Source organism: Flavobacterium agricola (assembly GCF_025919725.1).
Taxonomy (GTDB): Bacteria; Bacteroidota; Bacteroidia; order Flavobacteriales; family Flavobacteriaceae; genus Flavobacterium; species Flavobacterium agricola.
This window is the reverse complement of record NZ_CP081495.1, coordinates 2485441-2508712: the sequence shown is the minus strand read 5'-3', so window position 1 is coordinate 2508712 and position 23272 is coordinate 2485441. Positions and strand designations below refer to the sequence as shown.

At 34.3% G+C, this 23272-nt stretch carries 20 protein-coding genes and 3 pseudogenes; 5 read left to right on the top strand and 18 right to left on the bottom strand.

Translation table 11 applies throughout. The annotated features are described in order from the left end of the window. Position 1: 1 nt before the first annotated feature. The 4 genes and pseudogenes from K5I29_RS12390 to aspS form a co-directional block, all read right to left on the bottom strand. Positions 2-550 carry an NADH-quinone oxidoreductase subunit B gene (locus tag K5I29_RS12390; RefSeq protein WP_264433654.1) on the bottom strand — a complete coding sequence of 183 codons (549 nt, stop codon included), beginning with the start codon at positions 548-550 and terminating at the stop codon, positions 2-4. An 11-nt stretch (positions 551-561) separates the two neighbouring features. After that, entirely contained in the window at positions 562-933 is a 372-nt protein-coding gene (locus K5I29_RS12385) for an NADH-quinone oxidoreductase subunit A (RefSeq protein WP_264433652.1), read from the bottom strand. A gap of 334 nt (positions 934-1267) precedes the next feature. Continuing rightward, a complete protein-coding gene (locus tag K5I29_RS12380; protein ID WP_264433651.1) occupies positions 1268-1465 on the bottom strand; it encodes a cold-shock protein in 198 nt (65 codons plus the stop codon). Positions 1466-1640: 175 nt separating this feature from the next. Then, positions 1641-3390: pseudogene (aspS, locus tag K5I29_RS12375) on the bottom strand (aspartate--tRNA ligase). A 147-nt stretch (positions 3391-3537) separates the two neighbouring features. On the opposite strand from aspS, the gene K5I29_RS12370 reads away from it, so the two are divergent. Then, positions 3538-4119, top strand: coding sequence for a DUF4919 domain-containing protein (locus K5I29_RS12370; protein ID WP_264433650.1), 582 nt, complete (start codon positions 3538-3540; stop codon positions 4117-4119). 38 nt (positions 4120-4157) lie between these two features. On the opposite strand, the gene mscL is transcribed toward K5I29_RS12370, so the two are convergent. From mscL to K5I29_RS12310, 12 genes and pseudogenes are all read right to left on the bottom strand, one after another. Continuing rightward, positions 4158-4553 carry a large conductance mechanosensitive channel protein MscL gene (gene mscL, locus K5I29_RS12365; RefSeq protein WP_264433648.1) on the bottom strand — a complete coding sequence of 132 codons (396 nt, stop codon included), beginning with the start codon at positions 4551-4553 and terminating at the stop codon, positions 4158-4160. Positions 4554-4587: 34 nt separating this feature from the next. Continuing rightward, entirely contained in the window at positions 4588-7023 is a 2436-nt protein-coding gene (locus K5I29_RS12360; protein WP_264433647.1) for a bifunctional UDP-N-acetylmuramoyl-tripeptide:D-alanyl-D-alanine ligase/alanine racemase, read from the bottom strand. A 198-nt stretch (positions 7024-7221) separates the two neighbouring features. Then, positions 7222-7692 carry a DUF4625 domain-containing protein gene (locus K5I29_RS12355; RefSeq protein ID WP_264433646.1) on the bottom strand — a complete coding sequence of 157 codons (471 nt, stop codon included), beginning with the start codon at positions 7690-7692 and terminating at the stop codon, positions 7222-7224. A 34-nt stretch (positions 7693-7726) separates the two neighbouring features. After that, on the bottom strand, positions 7727-8011 hold the full coding sequence (locus K5I29_RS12350) for a hypothetical protein (protein ID WP_264433645.1): 285 nt from the start codon (positions 8009-8011) through the stop codon (positions 7727-7729). A 50-nt stretch (positions 8012-8061) separates the two neighbouring features. Beyond that, positions 8062-10419: a TonB-dependent receptor gene (locus tag K5I29_RS12345; protein ID WP_264433643.1), complete on the bottom strand. Its 2358-nt coding sequence runs from the start codon at positions 10417-10419 to the stop codon at positions 8062-8064. Positions 10420-10468: 49 nt separating this feature from the next. Further along, positions 10469-10822 (bottom strand): hypothetical protein, encoded by a 354-nt coding sequence (locus K5I29_RS12340; RefSeq protein WP_264433642.1) that lies wholly within the window; start codon positions 10820-10822, stop codon positions 10469-10471. A 104-nt stretch (positions 10823-10926) separates the two neighbouring features. After that, positions 10927-11730: a methionine ABC transporter substrate-binding lipoprotein MetQ gene (metQ, locus tag K5I29_RS12335; protein ID WP_264433641.1), complete on the bottom strand. Its 804-nt coding sequence runs from the start codon at positions 11728-11730 to the stop codon at positions 10927-10929. A gap of 8 nt (positions 11731-11738) precedes the next feature. Then, positions 11739-12391: pseudogene (gene metI / locus K5I29_RS12330) on the bottom strand (methionine ABC transporter permease MetI). After that, complete coding sequence (locus K5I29_RS12325; RefSeq protein ID WP_264433640.1) at positions 12372-13415, bottom strand: methionine ABC transporter ATP-binding protein; 1044 nt, start codon at positions 13413-13415, stop codon at positions 12372-12374. Before K5I29_RS12325 ends, metI begins: the two are co-directional and overlap by 20 nt. 59 nt (positions 13416-13474) lie before the next feature. After that, positions 13475-14515 (bottom strand): NAD(P)-dependent alcohol dehydrogenase, encoded by a 1041-nt coding sequence (locus tag K5I29_RS12320; RefSeq protein WP_264433639.1) that lies wholly within the window; start codon positions 14513-14515, stop codon positions 13475-13477. A gap of 85 nt (positions 14516-14600) precedes the next feature. Beyond that, positions 14601-16716 (bottom strand): annotated as a pseudogene (locus K5I29_RS12315) (prolyl oligopeptidase family serine peptidase). A 100-nt stretch (positions 16717-16816) separates the two neighbouring features. After that, the gene (locus K5I29_RS12310; protein WP_264433637.1) at positions 16817-17401 is read right to left on the bottom strand and encodes a thymidine kinase; all 585 of its coding nucleotides are present in this window, start codon (positions 17399-17401) and stop codon (positions 16817-16819) included. Between the two features lie 328 nt (positions 17402-17729). Between K5I29_RS12310 and K5I29_RS12305 the strand changes: the two genes are divergently transcribed. Genes K5I29_RS12305 through recJ form a run of 4 tightly spaced genes read left to right on the top strand, consistent with a single transcriptional unit; the run spans position 17730 to position 21675 of the window. Further along, entirely contained in the window at positions 17730-18827 is a 1098-nt protein-coding gene (locus K5I29_RS12305; RefSeq protein WP_264433636.1) for a hypothetical protein, read from the top strand. Next, positions 18828-19526 (top strand): 16S rRNA (cytidine(1402)-2'-O)-methyltransferase, encoded by a 699-nt coding sequence (gene rsmI / locus K5I29_RS12300; RefSeq protein ID WP_264433635.1) that lies wholly within the window; start codon positions 18828-18830, stop codon positions 19524-19526. Beyond that, positions 19513-19935 carry an OsmC family protein gene (locus K5I29_RS12295; protein ID WP_264433634.1) on the top strand — a complete coding sequence of 141 codons (423 nt, stop codon included), beginning with the start codon at positions 19513-19515 and terminating at the stop codon, positions 19933-19935. The genes rsmI and K5I29_RS12295 overlap by 14 nt, the downstream gene beginning before the upstream one ends. A 54-nt stretch (positions 19936-19989) precedes the next feature. Then, entirely contained in the window at positions 19990-21675 is a 1686-nt protein-coding gene (recJ, locus tag K5I29_RS12290) for a single-stranded-DNA-specific exonuclease RecJ (RefSeq protein WP_264433632.1), read from the top strand. Positions 21676-21707: 32 nt separating this feature from the next. Here recJ and K5I29_RS12285 read toward each other — a convergent pair whose 3' ends face one another. Together K5I29_RS12285 and K5I29_RS12280 are read right to left on the bottom strand one after the other, a co-directional pair. Continuing rightward, positions 21708-22157, bottom strand: coding sequence for a copper resistance protein NlpE (locus K5I29_RS12285; RefSeq protein WP_264433631.1), 450 nt, complete (start codon positions 22155-22157; stop codon positions 21708-21710). A 78-nt stretch (positions 22158-22235) separates the two neighbouring features. Then, on the bottom strand, positions 22236-23048 hold the full coding sequence (locus tag K5I29_RS12280; protein ID WP_264433630.1) for a purine-nucleoside phosphorylase: 813 nt from the start codon (positions 23046-23048) through the stop codon (positions 22236-22238). Positions 23049-23272 lie beyond the last annotated feature (224 nt).

Here is a 23272-nt window from a genome sequence, read left to right as displayed (position 1 = left end):
ATTATTTTATATTATACGAGTTTAGTAAATCTTTATATGCTTCTGAACCACGACGGTACACAGATTCAGACTTAACAATTTCTTGCAAGCGCATAATACCGTCTAAAATTTGTTCTGGTCGTGGTGGGCATCCTGGCACGTAAACATCAACCGGGATAACTTTATCAATTCCTTGTAAAACAGAATAAGTATCAAAAACACCACCCGAAGATGCACAAGCACCAACAGCAATAACCCATTTTGGTTCGGCCATTTGTTCGTAAACTTGGCGTAAAATCGGTGCCATTTTTTTAGAAATAGTTCCCATAACCAAAAGCATATCAGCTTGGCGCGGAGAAAAACTCATACGTTCTGATCCAAAGCGAGCCACATCGTAATTAGCTGCCATGGTTGCCATAAATTCGATACCACAGCATGAGGTAGCAAAGGGCAATGGCCACATAGAATTAGCACGTGCTAAACCAACTACGCTGTCAAGCTTTGTAGCAAAAAATCCTTGTCCGGTATATCCGTCAGGAGCATCTACCATATTTATTTTATCTGTACTCATTTTGTTGGCTTTTATTTATCCCACTCTAAACCTTTACGTTTGTATTCGTAAAGCAATCCTACAACTATTACAAACAAGAAAATTCCCATTTTAGCGAAACCTTCCCAACCCATTTCTACAAAGTTTACAGCCCATGGATATAAGAAAATTACTTCTACATCAAAAAGCACAAACAGAATGGCAATTAAAAAGTATTTTACATTAAAAGGCGAGCGCGCGTTACCTATTTGGTCGGAAACACCACATTCAAAATTCATGTCTTTATTTTCTGATTTACGTTTTGGCCCTAGTAAACTAGAAACAAAAATGGTAAGTGCAACAAAGCCGGCAGATAGGGCAAGTTGGATAAGAATCGGAATAAAATCGGATTGAGTGAATTGCATAATTATCAAAAAAATCAAATTATTTGTAACAAATATAAATTTTTAAACTGAGATAACAAGAAACGTAAAAACTAAAACACACCTACAAATCAGTCAATTAATAAATAAAGATTTAGTCTAAATAAAAATAAAATAAAATAAAAAATAATAAAATAATAAAAACAAGCAAATTATATTAATTTAAGACAATTATAACAAACTGAAAATCGCGTGTTGTTTTTAGATATAAATACAAACGAATATTAAATTCGGAAATTGCATAAAAACCGAACTAAAAATAAAAAGGCCGTGAATAATCACGGCCTAGTTTGGGTTAGGTAAATAAATTATATTTTTAACCTACTAAAACAACATTAGTAGCAACTTTTCCTTTTCTACCTTCTTCTTCGATGTAAGTTACAGCAGCACCTTCAGTAATTGGGTTACTTTTAAGTCCGGTAACGTGAACAAAAATATCTTGTCCTGTTTCATCATCAGTTATGAATCCAAAACCTTTAGATTCAACAAAAAATTTTACTTTACCTGTTCGCATTGTAATAAAAAAATAATAATTAGTATAATAGTCAAATATAAAATAAAATTTATATTTAACACTTTTTTTAGAATTATTTTTTACATAAAAGAATAAAAATCACGCGTATAGCTAATTATTTGGCTATAAACCTGCATAAAATAAAAAAAGGCACTTTATTAAAGTGCCTTTTTTATTATTCTTTATTTACTACTAAATGTAGTTCGTTAAGTTGCGTTTCGACAATTGCTGCAGGTGCATCAATCATAACATCACGACCTGAATTATTTTTTGGGAACGCAATAAAATCGCGAATGGTTTCTTGTCCGCCTAAAATAGCTACCAAACGGTCTAAACCAAAAGCTAAACCACCGTGTGGCGGCGCTCCGTACTGAAATGCATTCATTAAAAATCCAAATTGCTCTTGCGCTTGTTCTGGCGTAAAACCTAAATATTTAAACATTAAGGCTTGTGTTTCTTTATCGTGAATACGAATAGACCCACCACCAATTTCATTTCCGTTTAAAACCATATCGTAAGCATTTGCACGTACTTTACCAGGATCGGTTTCTAACAAGTGCATATCTTCAGGTTTTGGTGAGGTAAACGGATGGTGCATGGCATGAAAACGTTCTGTTTCTTCATCCCATTCTAATAATGGAAAATCTACCACCCATAATGGAGCAAATTCGTCTGGTTTGCGTAAACCTAAACGATTTCCTAATTCCATACGTAAAGCAGATAACTGCGCACGTGTTTTATTTGCAGGACCAGAAAGCACTAAAATTAAATCACCCGTTTGAGCTTGTGTAATTGTAGCCCATTGTGCTAAATCAGCTTGGTCGTAAAATTTATCTACAGATGATTTGTATGTTCCGTCTGCTTCACATTTTACATAAACCATTCCTGATGCGCCAACTTGCGCGTTTTACCCACTCAATTAAAGCATCAATTTCTTTACGTGTATAACTTGCAGCACCCGGTACAGCAATACCAACTACTAACTCGGCATTATTAAAAACCGCAAATTCTTTATGTTGTGCTACGGCATTCAACTCACCAAATTGCATTCCGAAGCGAATATCTGGCTTATCATTACCGTAAGTTCTCATTGCATAATCGTAAGTAATGCGTGGAAATTTGTCAACTTCTAACCCGTGAACTTCTTTTAATAAATGACGCGTTAAACCTTCAAACATATTTAAAATATCCTCTTGCTCAACAAAAGCCATTTCACAGTCAATCTGCGTAAATTCAGGTTGACGGTCAGCACGTAAATCTTCATCACGGAAACATTTTACAATCTGAAAATATTTATCCATTCCGCCAACCATTAAAAGCTGTTTAAATGTTTGTGGAGATTGAGGAAGTGCGTAAAATTGGCCCGGATTCATACGAGAAGGCACCACAAAATCACGTGCTCCTTCTGGCGTTGATTTAATTAAATAAGGCGTTTCTACCTCACAAAATCCTTGATCTGACAAATAGTTACGAACTTGTTGTGCAACTTTATGTCTAAAAAGTAAACTATTTTTTACCGGATTACGACGAATATCTAAATAACGATATTTCATACGTAAATCTTCTCCACCATCTGTATTATCTTCAATAGTAAAAGGTGGCGTAACCGATTCATTTAAAATAGTTAAGTTAGAAACTAAAATTTCGATATCACCGGTTGCCATGTTTGCGTTTTTAGATTCGCGCTCAATAACGGTACCAGTAACCTGAATAACAAATTCACGACCTAACGTTTTAGCCAATTCAAAAACAGCTTTATCCGTGCGAGATTCGTCAAAAATTAACTGCGTAATTCCGTAGCGATCGCGTAAATCTACCCAAATCATGAAACCTTTATCACGTGATTTTTGAACCCAACCAGCAAGGGTAACTTCTGTATTGATGTGGGAAGCATTTAACTCGCCACAAGTATGACTTCTGTACATTATGATATTAAATTTATAATTGCAAATTTAGTAAGTTTATTGGTTTTTAAATCATTATTAGTTGATGAAAATAGATTTAATTTTTGCTTTTGATTTTTGTAGAAGAATAAAACCTACAATCCTTTATTTTTTCGTATCTTACACGTAATGAATAATTTGATTATGAATGAGCTTGTTTTACTTACTGAATTTTGGAAAAATCAAACCGTTACCAATTACTTAAACTGCCAAAACTACTTGTACCAGTCTAAAAACTTTGATCCGTTCGAAAAATATTTAGACCGTTTGCAATTGGATTACGAAAATAAAAATCACCATGATTTTATTGCGCACATAACTGAAACCATGCAGCTTAGTTTATTTGTTTTAGATAAATTATCTAAAATTTATAAAGAAATGGATAACAAACACGAAGCAGTGAATTATTTTACTAAAGCTGCCGAAGTTGCCGAAGTTATTTTAAGTACTGGAGACGGAACTCGTGATTTTCCGTACCAAATTATTTATCCCAGCGATTGTAAAGAAGTGCTTTTATATTTGCAAGAAGAATATTACAAACATGCTACAGTAAACCACAACAACAAAAAGCTTGAAGTTGTTATTACCAAAAGCAATAAGGAATTTTATTTTGATATTACTGATTTACAAATTTGTAAAGAAAAAGCAGTTAGCGAAAAAGTAGAAGATATGCTAAAATGGTTTGAAAGAAATACAAACCGCCCGTTATAAAAAAAACATTCCGAATAACGGAATGTTTTTTTATCATTTTATTTTTGTTGATTTTTAAGCAAATCACGAATCTGAATTAACAATTCTTCTTGTGTTGGTCCTGCAGGAGCAGCTGGTGCCGGAGCAGCTTCAGCTTCTTTCTTCTTCATTTTATTTATTCCTTTAATCATAATAAATAAAACAAAAGCAACAATTAAAAAGTTGATTACTGCCGAAAGAAATAAACCGTATTTTACACCACCAAAAATAGTTAAATCTTCTATTCTACTTAACTGAGCAGCTTCTAATGCTGGTGTTAAAATTAATGGCGTAATTACGTCTTCAATAAACGAACTAACAATTTTACCAAAAGCAGCACCAATAATTACACCGACTGCTAAATCAATCACATTGCCCTTTACAGCAAATTCTTTAAACTCTTTAAAAATTCCCATAGTTAATTAATTTTAGCTAAAAGTACACAATTTTCTATTCTTTATAAAAAATTCGTTTCACTCGTTGCGAAATACTGGTTAAAATTTCATACGGAATGGTATTTAATTGCTTGGCAAGCTCAGTAACGGGTAATTTTTGTCCAAAAATAAGTACTTCATCACCTTCGTTACAAACAATATCGGTTACATCAACCATCATGGCATCCATACAAATACTACCTAAAATGGTTGCTTTTTTACCCTGAATTAAAACATAACCTTTTTCGTTGCCCCAAGCTCGCGGAATTCCGTCTGCATAACCAATCGGAATAGTTGCAACTTTTTTTGGTCGTGTAACCTGATAGCGGCGGCTGTAACCAATGCTTTCGCCTGCATTAACATTTCGTATTTGTAAAATAATGGTTTTTAAAGTACCAACGTTTTGCAGTTGTTTATTTTCTTGCTCATCATTACCTACTCCATACAAACCAATTCCTAAACGCACCATGTTGTATTGGTAGGCGCTGTAATTAAAAATACCTGAGGTATTTAAGATATGACGAATAGGATTTATTTGTAGCGCATCAATAACTTGTTGTGACCAAGCATCAAACTTTTGTATTTGTTGCAAGGTAAAATCTTTATAAGCCGGTACATCACTCGACGATAAATGCGAAAAAATACTAGCAACTTTTACCCAATTGTTATTTTTTAAAACAGCAACCAGTTCATCCAATTGCTCGGCTTCAAAGCCCAAACGGTGCATACCGGTATCTAATTTTAAATGAATAGGATATGAACTTACGTTTTTAGCCTTAACAAAATCAATAAAGCCGTGTAACGAACGTAAAGAATAAATTTCGGGTTCTAATTGATAAGCCAATAGTGTGGCATAAGTTCCTGGTTCTGGGTTCATTACAATAATTGGAATAGTAATGCCGGCGCGGCGCAATTCGGCTCCTTCATCTGCGTAAGCAACTCCCAAATAATCTACCTGATGAAATTGCAATTCTTTCGCAATCTCAAAACTTCCGGCTCCGTAACCAAACGCTTTAACCATAACCATTATTTTGGTTTGCGGTTGTAACAAGCTTTTATAAAAATTTAAATTGTGAGTAACAGCATTTAAATTAATTTCTAAAACGGTTTCGTGTGTTTGCTGTTCGAGTAAAACAACAATTTCATCAAACTTAAAACTTCGAGCACCTTTAATTAAAATGGTTTCGTTTTGAAACGAATTTGCAGAAAATTGCAGTAAAAAATCTGCAGTTGATGCAAAACCAGAAAAATTAGGCAAATCTTTTAAGTACGTACTAATTTTAGGACCAATACCAATAATACGATTAATGGCATTGCTTTGTAGCAACTTACCAACTTTTTTATAAACTACTTCGGGCTGAAATCCGCTCTGGAAAATGTCAGATAAAATAACCGTTTTCTTTTCTTTTGATTTGTGTTGATCTAAAAAGTCTAAAGCTATTTTTAAGGATTGATAATCAGAATTGTACGTGTCATCAATCACCGTACAACCGTTTAGCCCATCTTTAACCTGCAAACGCAATTCTATTGGATACAATGTTTTAATGCGATCTTGAATTAATTTTACATCGTAATTAAAAAACAATAAGGTTGCTACACACGTACAAACATTAGCAATTGCTTGTTCGTCTTGCAGCTTTATAATTAAATCAAAACGAGTAAAACGGGTGATTACATGGTACAAATCAGCTGCGCTGTGTTTAATTAAAACATCGGCTGCCGGATTGGTAGTGCTCCATGTAAATGTTTTAATCGATTTATCTAAACGTTCTAAAACTTTTGGATTGTATTCTAAAATTAAAGCTTCAACTTGTTTAAAAAGCAAAAGCTTTTCATCAACTTTTTGTTCAAAACTTGTAAATCCTTCTTTATGTGCATCGCCCAAATGCGTTAAAACACCAATGGTTGGCAGAATCATTTGTTCTAAAACAGCCATTTCATTCGGTAATGAAATACCTGCTTCAAAAATTCCTAAATCATGATTTTCATTGCTTGCAAGCACAGAAAGCGGTACTCCTACTTGCGAATTGTAACTTTTAGGGCTGCGAATAATGTTGTATTCGGTATTCATTAAATAATTCAACCATTCTTTTACAATGGTTTTACCGTTGCTACCAGTAATGCCAATTACTGGAAAGCTGAATAAACTACGGTAATATACAGTAAAACTTTGCAGCGCTTTTAAAGTATTTTCTACCACTAAAAAATTAGCAGCTCCCGTAAAATTTGTAGGAATAGCTTGTACCACAAAATTAACAACGCCTTTTTTATACAAATCATTTATATAAACATGCGCATCATGGTTGGCACCGGTAAGGGCAAAAAATAAAGTTGTTGAGTTATTTTGTAACGAACGGCTGTCAATAGAAATATGATCTATAAATTCATCCGGAAAAGTTGGTTGCCATTCTGCCTGAATAACTTGTGCAACTTGTTTTAAGGTAACATTCATTTTTTAATTACTGCTTTGATATACAAAAGTAACACATAATTTTAAGGAAAATTGAAAATAAAAAAAAACCTTTATCTGTTTCCAGAAAAAGGTTTTTTTCAACTTCTCACAATATAATAAATTAACTAACAACTATAAAAACTGAAAATAAATTACAATATTGTGCTTTGCGATTTTTTTAAGTATAAATAAATCGAATTATTTATGATGATGGTGTTCGTCATCGGCACCAATATAAATTTCGGTAAAAACTTGTGCTTGGTTACCTGATTTATCTAAAACAAAAATTCCTAAATGATAATGCCCGTCGGTCAGCGGTTCGTCATTTTGCAATAACGGAATAGTAACCGCGTGTTGTAATTCGTAAACTTTTGGGTTAGTAGATAAAACAACCGTTTCTTCGTACTGAAAATAATTGGTTGTTGCACGCGCATGGCTGTGACTGTGGCCATCTTCAGCGCTATGAATTTCTATTTTATAAGATGCTAAAGCATCGTTATCTGTTAAAAGCGCTTCAACTTGAATGGTTGAACCCATTTCAAATTCAGCATGATCTGCTGGGCTAAGTAACACAATTGTTGGTTTTTCAGTATCGGTTGCATCGTCAGAAGAACATGAGGCAAAAAGGAAAGTTGTTAAGGCTAAAAAAGTGAATGCTATATTTTTCATTATATAATATTTATTAGTATTTAAATTATTTTATTTACGAGATAACCTGTGTTGCAGGCGGACCCCGTGTAAATGCATAAAATAATTGTTGTGAAATAAATGTATTTATAAAATGATAATTGCGCGGATGCGTATTTTGAGGCACAAACAAATCCAAAACAAAAACCGATGGCAACAACAAAGCTGTTTGTACATAAATATGTTGCTCACAAATGTGGTTTTCTTGCTGAGCATGAACCTCAACTTTGTTAGTAGCTTTTGTATTAAAATGATGGGCTACCACAAAATAATGCACCGCGTTGTTTACTTGCGGCATCATAAAAATGGCAAGTAAAAGCAGGGGTATATATTTGATAAAACGATGCAAAATTAAAAAGGGATGCTTAGTAGTAACTGAATATTTCTGCCTAATTCAGGAATCTGAATGGCTCTGTAATAGCTGTTGTGGTTAAAATATTTTTCGTTAAATAAATTGGTTGCCGTTAACTGAGCATGTACTTTAAAGTTTTTAATTACCAAAGTGCTATTTATACCCGCACCAAATGTGGTATAATGTGGCGTAATTTCTTCGTTTTGCGCAATATTATTTTGCTCGAATGCATATTTACCGGAAAAATAAACTTTAGAATTTTTAAACACGTTTGTATCACCAAAAGCGTAACTAACCTTTGCAAAAACAGAATTGGCAGGCGTAAATGGCAACGCATAATTTAAGTTGCGATTGGCTGTAATTTGCTGATTTTTTAAATATTCAAAAACACTTTCTGCGGTAATGCGATCGGTAATTTTTTGAGTTGCTTTTATTTCAAATCCACCTAAAATAGCTTCAGATTGTGTGTAAGTATAAATTTGTCCGCCGTGTGGTAAAATAGAAAATTGACCGCTTGGTTTTAAGTAAATATAATTGGTAAAGTAGTATAAATACGGGCTGAATGCCAAAGCAAAACGATCGGACTGATAATCAAAAACTGCATCAAATGCCCAACCTTTTTCAGGATTTAAATTTGCATCTCCTTGTTCGTGACGAAAAGCACCGTGATGAATTCCGTTAGAACCTAATTCAATAGCAGTAGGAAATCTAAAATTAGATGCAGCGGTAAAATTTACATTCCATTTGGGCGTAAGCACATAATTAAATCCTAAAGCAAAATTGTAGGCATTAAAAGTACGATCAATTTTTGGCGTTCGTAACGCATAATAATTTGCCAGCGCATCCGATTTGCCCGAACCAACCAAATAATCGTACAAAGTTTGGTCGTAATACGACTGAATTTTTAAATCGGCGTAATCAAAACGCACGCCCAAATCAGCTTTTAATCGGCTGCTAAGCTGATATTCGTGCGTAGCAAAAACCCCAAAAGCTTTTCTGTCAAAATTGGGTAATAAATAGCTGTAACCAGTACTTTTATTTTGCTGGTATTGATACTGTAAACCAACTTTTGTTTGTTGCAGGGCATTCCATTTATGTTTATATGCAAACTGATTATCAAGGGTAATCAGCTTAAAATCGAGTTCTAAATCAGGATTATTTTCGGGTGGTAATTGGTTGCTGTAATGGGTATGAAACTTACTCCATTCTTGGCGATGGTTATTCTGAAAACCTAAATTCAAACTAAATTCGCCTTTTTCAGTTATATAAGTTGAATTAGAAAGTACTTTAAAATGATTCACCGATTGATACGGAAATTCAATATTTCTGATATTTCCGTCCGGTTGCACCGCACCAATATTAGGTACGCCATGCGCTCCTGGAAAAAAACCTGCTTTTACATAATTGTTAGAAACCTGAATAAAGCTGTGCAACTTATTATTTACATACCCAACTTGCGCTGTAAAATTACGTTCGGTACCAGCGGTGTTTTTTAAACGTTGGTTATAAATTGGAATTAAATAATTTAAATATTGAATTTGATTGGTTGGTACCTTATAATCGGCATAATCTAAAAAAGTTGCATTTAACTTGTAGTACAACGCATTCTTTTTTTGTTTGATTTGTACGTTTGCCCCATATCCGTCATTCACCGATTTTGCTAATAAATTTACAACGCCGGTTAAGCTATCGGCCGGTACTGCAGTATTATCAATCGCAATTACGCCGCCCATGGCATCACTACCATAAGCAATGGTACCCACGCCTTTTATTACCGAAACTTTCTCGGTATTAAAAGCATCAATTTCTAATCCGTGATCGGCTCCCCATTGTTGCCCTTCTTGTTTTACGCCATTTTCGGTAACCGCAACCCGGTTGGCACTTAACCCACGAATAATTGGTTTAGATTGACCAGCTCCAATCTGTGAAGCATTTACCCCCGGAACCTCGGCTAAAGAAAGAGCAAACGAACCCGAATAATTCTCTAAAATTTGTTTTTGAGAAACACGAGAAATATTTTCTATCTGTTTTTGGGCATTAGTAACCACCACCAATTCATTTAAAAACTGCTGATCTTCCTGTAAAATTAACTCTAGGTTTACGCTTTGGGTTACATCAAGAATGGTATCTTTTGTTTTATATCCTACAAAACTAACTACCAAACGGTGTTTTCCGTCTGAAACGTGATTGAATTCAAATCCTCCAATAGGATTAGTTGGTTGACTAAATTGTGATAAATGTACGTGCGCTCCAGGCAAAGTTTCGTTATTTGAAGTACGAACTACGCCAGCAACCTGATTTTGTGCCATTCCAATACCTACCATGCATAAAGCTATGGCGATAAATAGATTTCGCATATAAATTATTTTTAGATAAATGGATGCAATACAACGATTGCTTACTTTTTTAGACTAAAAATAAGGTTGGAGGGCCACGTAAATAGTGGTGAAAATTGGATTGAAAAAAATAGTTTGATGTTGCCTGAATAGTTTGAGCCGAAAAAACATTCTGCTCGAAATAAGGCACTAAAACAATATCGGTAGCCAAATAAGGCTGAAAAGTAAATTCACAAACCGCACATTTTGCCGTTTTATGTTCCTGATCGTGGTCGTGGTTTTCAGAAAATGTTTCGGCATGTTCTGTGCTATGTGCAACCCAATCGTGGTAAACGTGTTGTAAGGAATGCAAAGGCTGCAACAAAACTAATAGTAATGTTGTAATAAAAACCAAATGGTGTTTTATGTTCAGTTTGCCTTTCATTATCACAAAAATAAACAAAACATACTAAAAAGGTATGTTTTACAAAAAAATTAAGGCTAAAATAACATTTACTTATTTTAGCCTTATTTTATATAAAAATCAGATTACCACCCTTGAATGGCTCCGCCTTTAAAAACTTCGGTTGCTTTTTGAGCTACCTCATCAGATTGGTATGCTTTTAAAAACGTTCTTACTTTTTCTTCGTCTTTATTATCAATTCTACTAACAATTAAATTAACGTAAGGTGAATCTTTATCTTCTATAAAAACGCCCTGTTTTTCTGTATCCAAACCAGCTTGCCCTGCAAAGTTGTTATTAATAACTGCAATGGTAACTTTTTCATCGTCTAAAACACGTGGCAATTGCGGACCTTCTAACTCAATAATTTCAAGCTTTTTTGGATTAGCAACCACATCTGTTAATTTAGGAAAAAGACCAACATTTTCTCGCAACGTAATTAATCCTTGTTTTTCTAACAAAAGTAAAGAACGACCACCATTTGCAGGATCGTTTGGAATTACAATCGTACTTCCGTCTTGCAATTCGCTTAGGTTTTTAATTTTTTTAGAATACCCCACAATTGGATACACAAACGTATTACCAATAACAGCTAATTTATAGCCACGCTGTTTTACTTGTTCGTCTAAAAACGGATTGGTTTGATAAGCATTTACATCTAATTCGCCTTGATTTAAGGCTTCATTAGGAATAATATAATCGTTAAACGAAATCAATTCAACTTCTAATCCGTATTTATCTTTAGCCACCTGTTTTGCCATTTCTGCAACCGCATATTCAGGACCAGACATAACGCCTACGCGAATAACATTAGGATCGTTTTCTTTTTTTCCGCACGAAAATAAAGTGAGAAGAGAAATTGAGGCTGCAATTAACTTCAGGTTTTTCATATGTATATTTATTTATGATTGAATTTTTTTGATAAAAAATCACCCGCAAATTGGATGATAAAAACAATAATAATAAGCAGTACTAAAACTACATTCATTATTAACGTGTCGTAACCAACATAACCGTATTGGTAACCAATTTGTCCTAATCCACCAGCTCCTACAGCACCACCTAAGGCAGAATAACCCACCAGGGTAATTAATGTAATTGTTGCAACATTAATTAAAGAAGGTAATGCTTCTGGCAATAAAACTTTACAAATAATTTGCATGGGTTTGGCTCCCATAGCGCGGCTGCCTCTATTAAACCAACCGGAATTTCTAAAATACTATTTTCTACCAATCGGGCAATAAATGGAGCGGCACCAACGCTTAACGGCACTAAAGCGGCATACATACCAATGGATGTACCTACAATGGCACGAGTAAACGGAATCATCCAAACAATTAAAATAATAAATGGAATGGAACGAAATACGTTTACAAAAAATGATAAGGTTTGGTTAACCGCTTTATTAGCTAACAACTGATCTTTACGTGTTAAAAACAAAATAATACCTAAAGGCAAACCGATTACAAAACCAAAAAAGCCGGCTGCCAAGGTCATAAAAATAGTTTCCAACGTTCCTTTTACTAAAAGGTTAATTATTGCTTCTGACATATCCTACTTTTTCGATTACAAAATGATTTGATTTTAAAAAATGGGCAACTGCTGCTTCGTTGTTTTCGTTAAACTGAACCTCTAAAAAAAACGTTCCGAAATTTACAGCACCAGCATATTCTATTTTAGAACTAATAACTTGAGTATTTACATTAAAGTTATTTTGCATAGATAGAATAATTGCAGAATATGAGGCAATGTTAGAAAAATATAATTTATAAATTAAACGATTTGATGTTGCATCAACAGGTAAAATTTGCTTTTGATAAAAAGTTGGCAAATCTATATCTAATGATTTTTTGATAAACTTTTTGGTAATTTCTTGTTTAGGATTGGTAAAAATTTCTTCAACCGTTCCGTGCTCAACAACTTCACCTTGTTTCATAACCGCAACCTCATCACAAATGCTGGTAATTACGTCCATTTCGTGGGTAATTAAAACAATCGTAATTTTAAGGCGCTCGTTAATTTCTTTCAATAATTTTAAAATTGCTTTTGTGGTAGACGGATCTAAAGCGCTTGTTGCTTCATCACACAATAAAACCTTCGGATCGTTTGCTAAAGCACGTGCAATAGCTACGCGCTGTTTTTGTCCGCCAGATAAATTTGACGGATATTGATCGGCTTTATCTAAAATACCTACAATTTCTAATAAGCTATGTACTTTTTGTTTTATTTCGGCTTTGCTTAACCCCATTAATTCGATTGGGAATGCAACATTTTCGAACACTGTTCGGGAAGACAGCAAGTTAAAATGCTGAAATATCATGCCCATTTTACGGCGTTGTAACGTAAGTTCGGCCTGAGAAGCGCTTAATAAATTAACGCCGTTAACCACAACTTCTCCCGAATCGGGAATTTCTAACAAATTGATAGAACGAATTAGGGTGCTTTTACCTGCACCCGATTTACCAATAATTCCAAATATTTTACCTGATTTAATAGACAGAGAAATCTGATTTAAGGCAACAATGGATTGGTTTTTAACTGTGAATTTTTTTGATATGTTTTTTAATTCTATCATTGTATTACAACATAAAAAAGGTTAAAATCGTATAAGTATTAACCTTTTTTAACTTCTTTTTATTTTAAAGATTTCATATCGATTACAAATCGATATTTTACATCTGATTTAATCATGCGCTCGTACGCTTGGTTGATGTTTTGAATGTCGATCATCTCAACTTCAGAAACAATATTGTGTTTGCCACAAAAATCAAGCATTTCTTGCGTTTCTTTAATTCCTCCAATTAACGAACCTGCAACATTTCGGCGCTTGTTAATTAAAATTCCACCGTGCAAATCAATCGGTTCAATTGCACCTACAATGCACATGGTTTTATCTAACTTTAACAATCCTAAATACGGGTTTAAATCGTGTTTAACCGGAATGGTATTCAATAAAAAGTCAAAGCTGTAATTGTGCTGTTCCATTTGTTTTGGATCGGTAGAAATTAAAACTTCGTCAGCACCTAATAACTTTGCATCTTCGCCTTTTTTGGCAGATGTTGTAATCATTACAACATGCGCACCCATTGCTTTTGCAAACTTAACGCCCATATGGCCTAAACCGCCTAAACCAATAACACCAACTTTATCACCAGCTTTAACATTCCAGTGGCGTAAAGGCGACCAAGTTGTAATACCAGCACATAATAATGGTGCTGCAGCTTTTACGTCAATATTTTCTGGGATGGTTAAAACAAAATCTTCATTAACCACAATGTTTTCTGAATATCCGCCGTAGGTTACACCGCCAAATTTACTGCGTTTGCTGTTGTAAGTTCCGGTAAATCCGTTTTCACAATATTGTTCTAAACCTTCATCGCACGAATGGCAATGTTGGCAGCTTTCTACCATACAACCTACTCCAACTAAATCACCAACTTTAAATTTGGTAACGTTTGGCCCAACTTCTAAAACACGACCAATAATTTCGTGTCCAGGAACAACCGGGTAATTTGGCACGCCCCATTCTGCACGTGCGGTATGAATATCGCTATGGCAAACCCCACAATAATCAATATCAATAAACACATCAAAGGCATCTAAATTACGACGTTCAATGATATGAGGTTTTAAATCTTCTGTGGCAGCAAATGCTGCATATGCTTTTGTACTCATAATTCTTAATTTTAAAACTTACGTTTGATTGTATAAAAATACAAAAAAGAAAAAGTCCGTTTTTAATAAAAACGGACTTTTAGATTTATTTCTTAACATTTAATTTTTTAACTCCCATATTATATAGGGTGAACGCTTGGATATCTGCATTTTCCTGAATGGTTTCTGCTACAGATTTTCCTGCTCCGTGCCCCGTTAACAGCAATTCGGATTAATACCGGATTTGGACCTGTTTGTTTTTCTTGCAGTTCGGCAGCAAACTTAAAGCTGTGTGCCGGAACAACGCGATCGTCATGATCTCCTGTTGTAATTAATGTTGCTGGGTATTGTACGCCACGTTTTACATTATGTACTGGTGAATATGCTTTAATGTATTCAAACATTTCTTTGCTATCTTCACTTGTACCATAATCGTACGCCCAACCTGCTCCAGCTGTAAACGTATGATAGCGTAACATATCTAAAACCCCAACTGCTGGTAAAGCAACTTTAAATAAATCAGGGCGCTGTGTCATAACGGCTCCAACTAATAAACCACCGTTAGATCCTCCACGGATTGATAAGAAATCTTTTGACGTGTATTTATTTTCAGTTAAATATTCTGCTGCTGCAATAAAATCATCAAAAACATTTTGCTTTTGTAATTGCGTACCAGCTACGTGCCATTTCTTACCATATTCACCTCCACCACGTAAGTTTGCAACAGCGTAAACGCCACCATTTTCTAACCATAAAGCATTTGCGATTGAGAAAGAAGGTGTTAAACTGATATTAAAACCTCCGTATGCGTACAACATGGTTGGGTTTTTACCATCTAATTTTGTTCCCTTTTTGTATGAAATAATCATAGGAACTTTTGTTCCGTCTTTAGATGTATAAAAAACTTGTTTTGATTCGTAATCTGCAGGATTAAAATCTAATTTAGGTTGTTGGTAAACTTCTGAAACACCAGTTGCAGGATTAAATTTAAATGTTGTACCTGGAGTAATGTAGTTGGTAAATGAATAGTACAATTCTGCATCTTGAGTTCTACCGCCAAAACCGCTTGCTGTTCCAACACCTGGTAGCTCGATTGTACGAACTAATTTTCCGTCAAAATCAAATTGTTTAATTTCAGATGTTGCATCTTTCATATAATGCGCAAACAAATAACCTGCTCCAGTACTTGGACTTAATACGTTTTCAGTTTCTGCAATTAAATCTTTCCAATGTTCTGGCTTCGGATTTTTTGCGTCTACCACAACAATACGATTGTTTGGTGCATTAAAATCGGTAGCAATATATAATTTACCATCTTTGCTGTAAATTACTGATGATGAATTTTTAAAATTATCTACCACCGTAACAATTGGTGCATTAGGTTGGTTTAAATCTTTAATATATAATTCGTTACCGTATGTTGTATTAGCAGCTGTAATAACTAAATAATTATCGTCTTCAGTTACATAACCACCCACATAGCGGCGTTTTCCGTTTAATCCAAAAATAACTTTATCATCTTTTTGTGCGGTACCTAATTTGTGGTAATATAATTTATGCTCGTCTGTTTTAGCAGAAAGTTCGCTTCCGGTTGGTTTGTCGTAGCTTGAATAGTAAAAACCATCGTTTTTATACCATGAAGTTCCTGAAAACTTTACATCTACTAACGTATCACCTATTTGTTTTTTTGTAGCTACATCTAAAACAATTACTTTTCTCCAGTCAGATCCGCCTTCAGAAATTGAATAAGCAACTTTAGTTCCGTCTTCAGAAAAAGAAACAGATGCTAATGATGTTGTTCCGTCTTTAGAAAATGTGTTTGGATCTAAAAAAATGGTTTCTTTACCATTACTATCAACTTGATATAAAACCGATTGATTTTGTAATCCGTTATTTTTATAATAGTACGTATAAGCTCCACGTTTAAAAGGCGCGCCAATTTTTTCGTAATTCCATAAATTTTCTAAACGTTGTTTTAAAGCATCACGGTACGGAATTTGGCTTAAATAATCGTACGTAACCACGTTTTCTGCTTTTACCCAAGCTTCTGTACCAACCGAGCGGTCGTCTTCTAACCAACGGTACGGATCCGGAACTTGTGTACCAAAATAGGTATCAACATGATCAACCTTTTGCGTAACAGGATATTTCACTTTTGATTTTTTTTGTGCTGTTAATGTAATACTACATAAAATAGCGAGTGCAGTTGTTTGATATTTCATTTTTCGTATAGTTTAGAGGCTCAAGATATAAAAAATATTATTTAAATAAAACTACTTGCGCTTTTAAACAAAAAAAGAGCCCTTTTTGGCTCTTTTTTTATTATTTATTATTTCGCATTGCTTTGTAATATGCAGCTCGGCTTAGTGGCTCATATTCCTCAGTTTCTCCAAGTAAAACTTGCTGATCGCCGGCCGCTTTTCTAAAACTATAATTAGCTAAATTTCCGGTACGGGTACAAACAGCATGTACTTTTGTAACATATTCTGCTGTTGCCATTAAGTAAGGCATTGGCCCGAACGGATTGCCTTTAAAATCCATATCTAAACCTGCAACAATAACGCGAATACCGCTGTTAGCCAAATCATTACAAACGGCTACAATTTCGGCATCAAAAAACTGCGCTTCATCAATCCCAACCACATCACAGCCTTGTGCTAGTAAACGAATGGTTTCGGCAGACGGTACTGGGGTAGAACGAATTTGATTGTCGTTGTGCGAAACTACCATTTCATCGCTGTAGCGCGTATCAACCGCAGGTTTAAAAATTTCAACACGTTGTTTTGCAAACTGAGCACGTCGTAATCTACGAATTAGCTCTTCGGTTTTACCCGAAAACATGGAGCCACAAATAACCTCAATCCATCCAAATTGTTCTTTATGATTTACAGGATTCTCTAAAAACATTTTTCTAAATTTTGTATTAAATTAAACCACAAATCGGTTAATTTTCTGCTATAGCAAATGTATTTAAAATAAAATTGTTCTGTCTTAAAACGTGCAAAAAGTTAACAACAACAAAACAACCAACTAGCTATCAAATATTTACAGCATCAAAAAAAATGATTTTTTATTTATGCACCGAATTACGAAAGATTTAATTATTTTTAAGCATGTTAATAACTTGTTGGTAGGAAACCCATCGTATAACAATGTAATCCTAATTATTATACTTAGATTTGTGTACCACAACGAAGTGAATTTTCAGAGGTTTTATTATCAATCTTAACTAGTTATGAAGAAGAAATTAGAAGCTGAGTTAATTAGCATCGCGCATCGCGTTTTAAAAAATCACAATCGTGAAGATATTGCACAGTTACAAAAAGAAGCTTTAAATTTATATGAAAAGCTATCGATTTTAAAGTTTTATGAAGATCATTTTGAGCCGGCAAAACCAACCTTAACTAAATCGGAGATTGAAGAAGCTGTTGCCTCGCATTCAAATACCACATTTACCTCGTTTACTGAACAAGAAGTAGAAAATGAAGCGCCATTTGTTGAAGCAGAACAAATATCGGCAGCTGCAATTGACAACATTTTTATTGAAGAAGAAAAAGAAGTAATTGTAGATGAATTGGTTAACGAAATTGCTGATAATTTAGAAGCTTTAGCTGAAGAAACACAACCTGAAATAGCAAACGTTGTTGCTGAAACAGCAACCGAAATTGAAGTTGAAATTTCAGCCGAAAAAATTACAGAACCTGTTGTTGCGATTGAAACAATTGTTGAAGAGAAACAAGATATTGTTGTTACTGAAACCGAAATTGAGCCGGAAGCAGAAATAATAAAAGTTGAAGAATCTGTAATAGAACAACCTAAAGCGGAAAAAGAAATAGAAAGCTCGAATGCGCTTTTTAAAGCAGAAGAACCAACGCTATTAGATAAGCTTACCAAACAACAAACCGAAACCAACTTATTCTCGAATAACTTATTTGCTGATTTGGAAGAAGAAAATACCATTCAAACCTCATTTGTAAATTTATTTGGCGAAGGATATCAGGATTTAGAATTTGTTAAAGCTGACAAAAAAACCGAAAAAAATAAAACACCAAAAACCGAACAACCCGATATTTTTGGCGAAAAATTAGTTGCCGATTTATACAACAACACCATAACTTTGGGCTTAAACGATCGTATTGCTTTTCAAACACATTTGTTTAACGACAGCGATCAAGATTTAAACCGTGTAATATCTCAGCTAAATACCATGAACAATTTAAGCGAAGCTTTAGATTTTATTGACAACATGGTAAAACCCGATTATAACGATTGGAAAAACAAACAAGAATACGAAGACCGTTTTATGGCCTTAGTACAAAAAAGATTCTCATAAATGAGTAAATTATATTTAGTACCAACCCCAATTGGTAACTTAGATGATATGACCTTTAGAGCCATAAAGGTTTTAAAAGAAGTTGATTTAATTTTAGCAGAAGATACGCGCAATAGCGGTAAGCTATTAAAGCATTTTGAAATAAACACGCACATGATTTCGCATCATATGCACAACGAACATCAAACCGTAGAAAGTTTAGTAAAACGTATTCAAGCCGGCGAAACGATGGCATTAATTACCGATGCCGGAACGCCAGCTATTTCAGATCCGGGTTTTTTACTTTCTCGAGCTTGCGTTGAAAATGGTATTCCGATTGATTGCTTACCTGGAGCAACGGCTTTTGTTCCGGCCCTTGTAAATTCCGGCTTACCTAATGATAAATTTGTGTTCGAAGGTTTTTTACCTGATAAAAAAGGACGTCAAACGCGTTTTTTATTTTTAGCCGAAGAAACCAGAACCATGATCTTATATGTTTCGCCACATAAATTGGTTAAAACCTTAGCCGAATTTGTTCAGTATTTTGGAGCTGAAAGACCGGTTTCGGTTTCTAGAGAAATTACAAAACTGCACGAAGAAACCGTTCGCGGAACTGCAGCCGAGGTTTTAAAACATTTTGAAGCCAAACCACCAAAAGGTGAAATTGTAGTAATTGTTGGTGGTAAACCAAATAACAAAAAAACAAATGAGCAAGATTGATCAGGTAAAAACAAAATGGTTGGGCAACATGCGTTTCGAATCAACCAATCCGGGCGGTAATCTATTTATAGATGCCGGACCAGAAAATGGTGGCGAAGGTAACGGATACCGACCAAAAGCATTAATGCTTTCGGCATTAGCAGGTTGTGCGGGCTTAGATATTGCACATTTAATTCCGAAAATGAAGTTAGAAGTTGATGACTTCTCGATTGATATTGATGGAGAATTAACCGAAACCGATCCGGCAACGTATAAAAAAGTAACGTTGTATTTTAGTTTTTATGGTCCAAACTTGGATTCGGATAAATTAATGCGTGCAGTAAATTTATCGGTCGATAAATATTGTGGCGTACTCGAAATGTTTAGACAATTTGCAGAAATTGATATTAAAGTCAATTTTAATTCTTAATAAAAAATATATTAAAGTTAGAACTAAGTTCTAACTTTTTTTTCCCTATAAATTATGCGTTGGACATTAAAACCTGCTGCTGATCCTCAAAAAACAAAAACATTAATGCAACAACTTGGTGTTGACCAACTTATTGCAACTTTGCTAATTCAGCGTGGTATTGATACATTTGACAAGGCACGAGATTTTTTTAGACCTGATTTAAAAAACTTGCACGATCCGTATTTAATGAAAGATATGGATTTGGCCGTAAACCGTATTTTAAAAGCGTTACAAAATAACGAACGCATTATGGTTTTTGGAGATTATGATGTGGACGGAACAACCGCCGTTGCTCTGGTTTCCTCTTTTTTACAAAACCATTCCGATCAGATTTGCACCTATATTCCCGATCGTTATGCCGAAGGTTATGGTGTTTCGTACACTGGTATTGATTTTGCATCGGATAACGAAATAAGCTTAATTATTGCTTTAGATTGCGGCATCAAATCAATAGAACATGTTGCGTATGCTAAAAGTAAAAATATTGATTTTATTATTGGCGATCATCATCGCCCGGGCGAACAAATTCCAGATGCAGTTGCAGTTTTAGATCCAAAACGAAAAGATTGCGCTTATCCGTATAAAGAACTTTGTGGTTGCGGTGTTGGTTTTAAACTAATTCAAGCCTTAGCCCCGTATTTTAATTTAACTATTTCAGATTTAATTCCGTATTTAGATTTGGTAGCAACCGCCATTGGTGCAGATATTGTTCCTATAACTGGCGAAAATAGAATTTTAGCGCATTACGGCATGCAGGTTATTAATAAAAACCCACGTCCTGGAATCAAAGCTATTTTAAAAGGGCAAAAAGCTTATTACACTATAACAGATATTGTTTTTACCGTAGCGCCAAGAATTAATGCTGCCGGAAGAATGAAACAAGGTATTTATGCTGTAGAATTATTAACCAAATTTGATGCGTTAGATGCAGGCATTGCAGCAAATGAAATAGAACAATACAACCAAGAGCGCCGTACAAAAGATCAGGAAATAACAAAAGATGCTTTATTGCAAATTAAAGAAAACAAGGAGCAAAATAATGCTGCAACCGTGGTTTATCATGAACGTTGGCATAAAGGCGTTATTGGTATTGTAGCTTCTCGATTAACCGAAACGTATTACAGACCAACTTTGGTTTTTACCAAAAGCGGCGATAAATTGGCTGCTTCTGCCCGATCGGTTAAAAATTTTGACGTTTACAATGCTTTATTAGCTTGTTCTGAACATATTATTCAGTTTGGCGGGCACATGTATGCTGCCGGATTAACTATTGAAGAAAATAAATATGAAGCATTTAAAAATGCTTTTGAGGAAGTTGTAAAAAATACGATGCAGGAAGATTGGAAAGAACCTGAATTAGAAATTGATGCAGTAATTAACTTTAATGAAATAACCGACAAAAATTTGCGTCTTTTAAAACAATTCGAACCATTCGGTCCAGAAAATATGCATCCGCTTTTTATAACTGAAAATATTTATGCGGCGGCACCAGCACAACCAATGGGTAAAACTAAAGAACATCTTTCGGTTCTACTTAAACAAAGCGATTCTCAAACCGTAAAAGCAATCGGTTTTAATTTAGCAGATAAAATAACCGTAATAAATTCGGGGCTACCGTTTAACGCGGTATATTCTGTAGAAGAAAATGAATTTAGAGGAAAAGTTTCGTTACAACTCCGTTTACGAGATATTAACTAAAATAAAAAAGAGCCTTACGGCTCTTTTTTATTTTATTTTTGTTTTTTGTAAACATATAATTCTTTCATGTCAGAAACAACTTCGTTACCATCTTGATCTAATTGCACTAAACCATTTTCGATAACTTTGTATTTAGCTCTTTCTCCATCTCCCGTAGTTTCAATAGCGTTTCCGTTATTAAACCAAGTAAATGTACCTTTATCAACTAACTTGTTTGTTGGATTGTCAATATAATCGTAAGTAACTTCAAACGTGTTGTCATCATTTAAAACAACCGTTGCGTTAATACCCGGACAATCTGCACATGGCAAAGTTGCCGTGTAAGTTCCTGCCCAATCTAATGCAGTTTCTGCATTGCTTCCATCTGGTACAGCAACAACTTCTTCAACAACAACTTCTTCTGCGTTTGCATTAGCATCATTTTTTTTACAGCTTAATAAAGCAAAAGATGCAACGAAAGAAAATAAAATAACTTTTTTCATTTTATAGTTTTTTAAATTTAAATTAGTAACTACCAAATTGGTTAAAATATTATATATAACAAGTAGAATAAATCGTTTTTAACTTGTTTTAACAATATGTTGCACAATTTGAATAACCTTTGGCATGGCCGTATCTGCTGCTTGCAATACCTCATCGTGCGAAACCGGATTTTGCAAATTAGGACCACCTAAATCGGTTATAACAGATAACGCAAAAACTCGCAAATTCATATGTTTGGCAACAATAACTTCGGGTACGGTGCTCATTCCTACAGCATCTGCTCCAAAGTTTTTAACCATGCCATATTCGGCAGGCGTTTCAAAAGTTGGGCCAGAAAGTGCCAAATAAACCCCCTGATGTACTTTTATCTTATTTTGTTCACAAAACTGAACGGCAGCTTTTAGAAATTCAGCATCATAAGGTTGTGACATATCAACAAATCTTGGTCCCCAAGCATCAATATTTTTACCGCGTAACGGATGCTCGGGTAAAAAATTAATATGGTCTGTAATAAGCATTACATCGCCAACTTTATGGGCATCATTTACTCCGCCCGAAGCGTTAGATAAAATAATATTTTTTATACCTAAAACGCCAAAAACACGAATTGGAAAAGTAACCGTTTGCATATCATATCCTTCGTAATAATGAAATCTTCCAGACATCATTAAAACTTTTTTCCCGGCTAAGGTTCCAAAAATTAAATCACCACCATGGCCTTGTACCGTGCTTACCGGAAAATGCGGAATATTTTGATACGGAATAACAATTGGATTCTGAACCTCATCTACCAATTTTTTTAAACCACTACCGAGTACAATAGCAAAATCAGGAACTTCTTTAATACAATCAATAATATATTTTACAGCTTCATTTATTTTCTCAACCATGATACTCAATTTAACTTCTAAATTACGGATAAAATTACATATAAAACTGATAAATGTGCTTTTGAATATGAATCTGTTTACAAGCTTATCAAAAAAATAAATACATAATAAATATACGAACTAAAATATAAGATATATAAAAATAATCCTTTAATAATCAAACCTTTAAAAAAAATATAAAATTTAAAAAAAGTACGTAATCGGCACTATAATTTGTATATTTT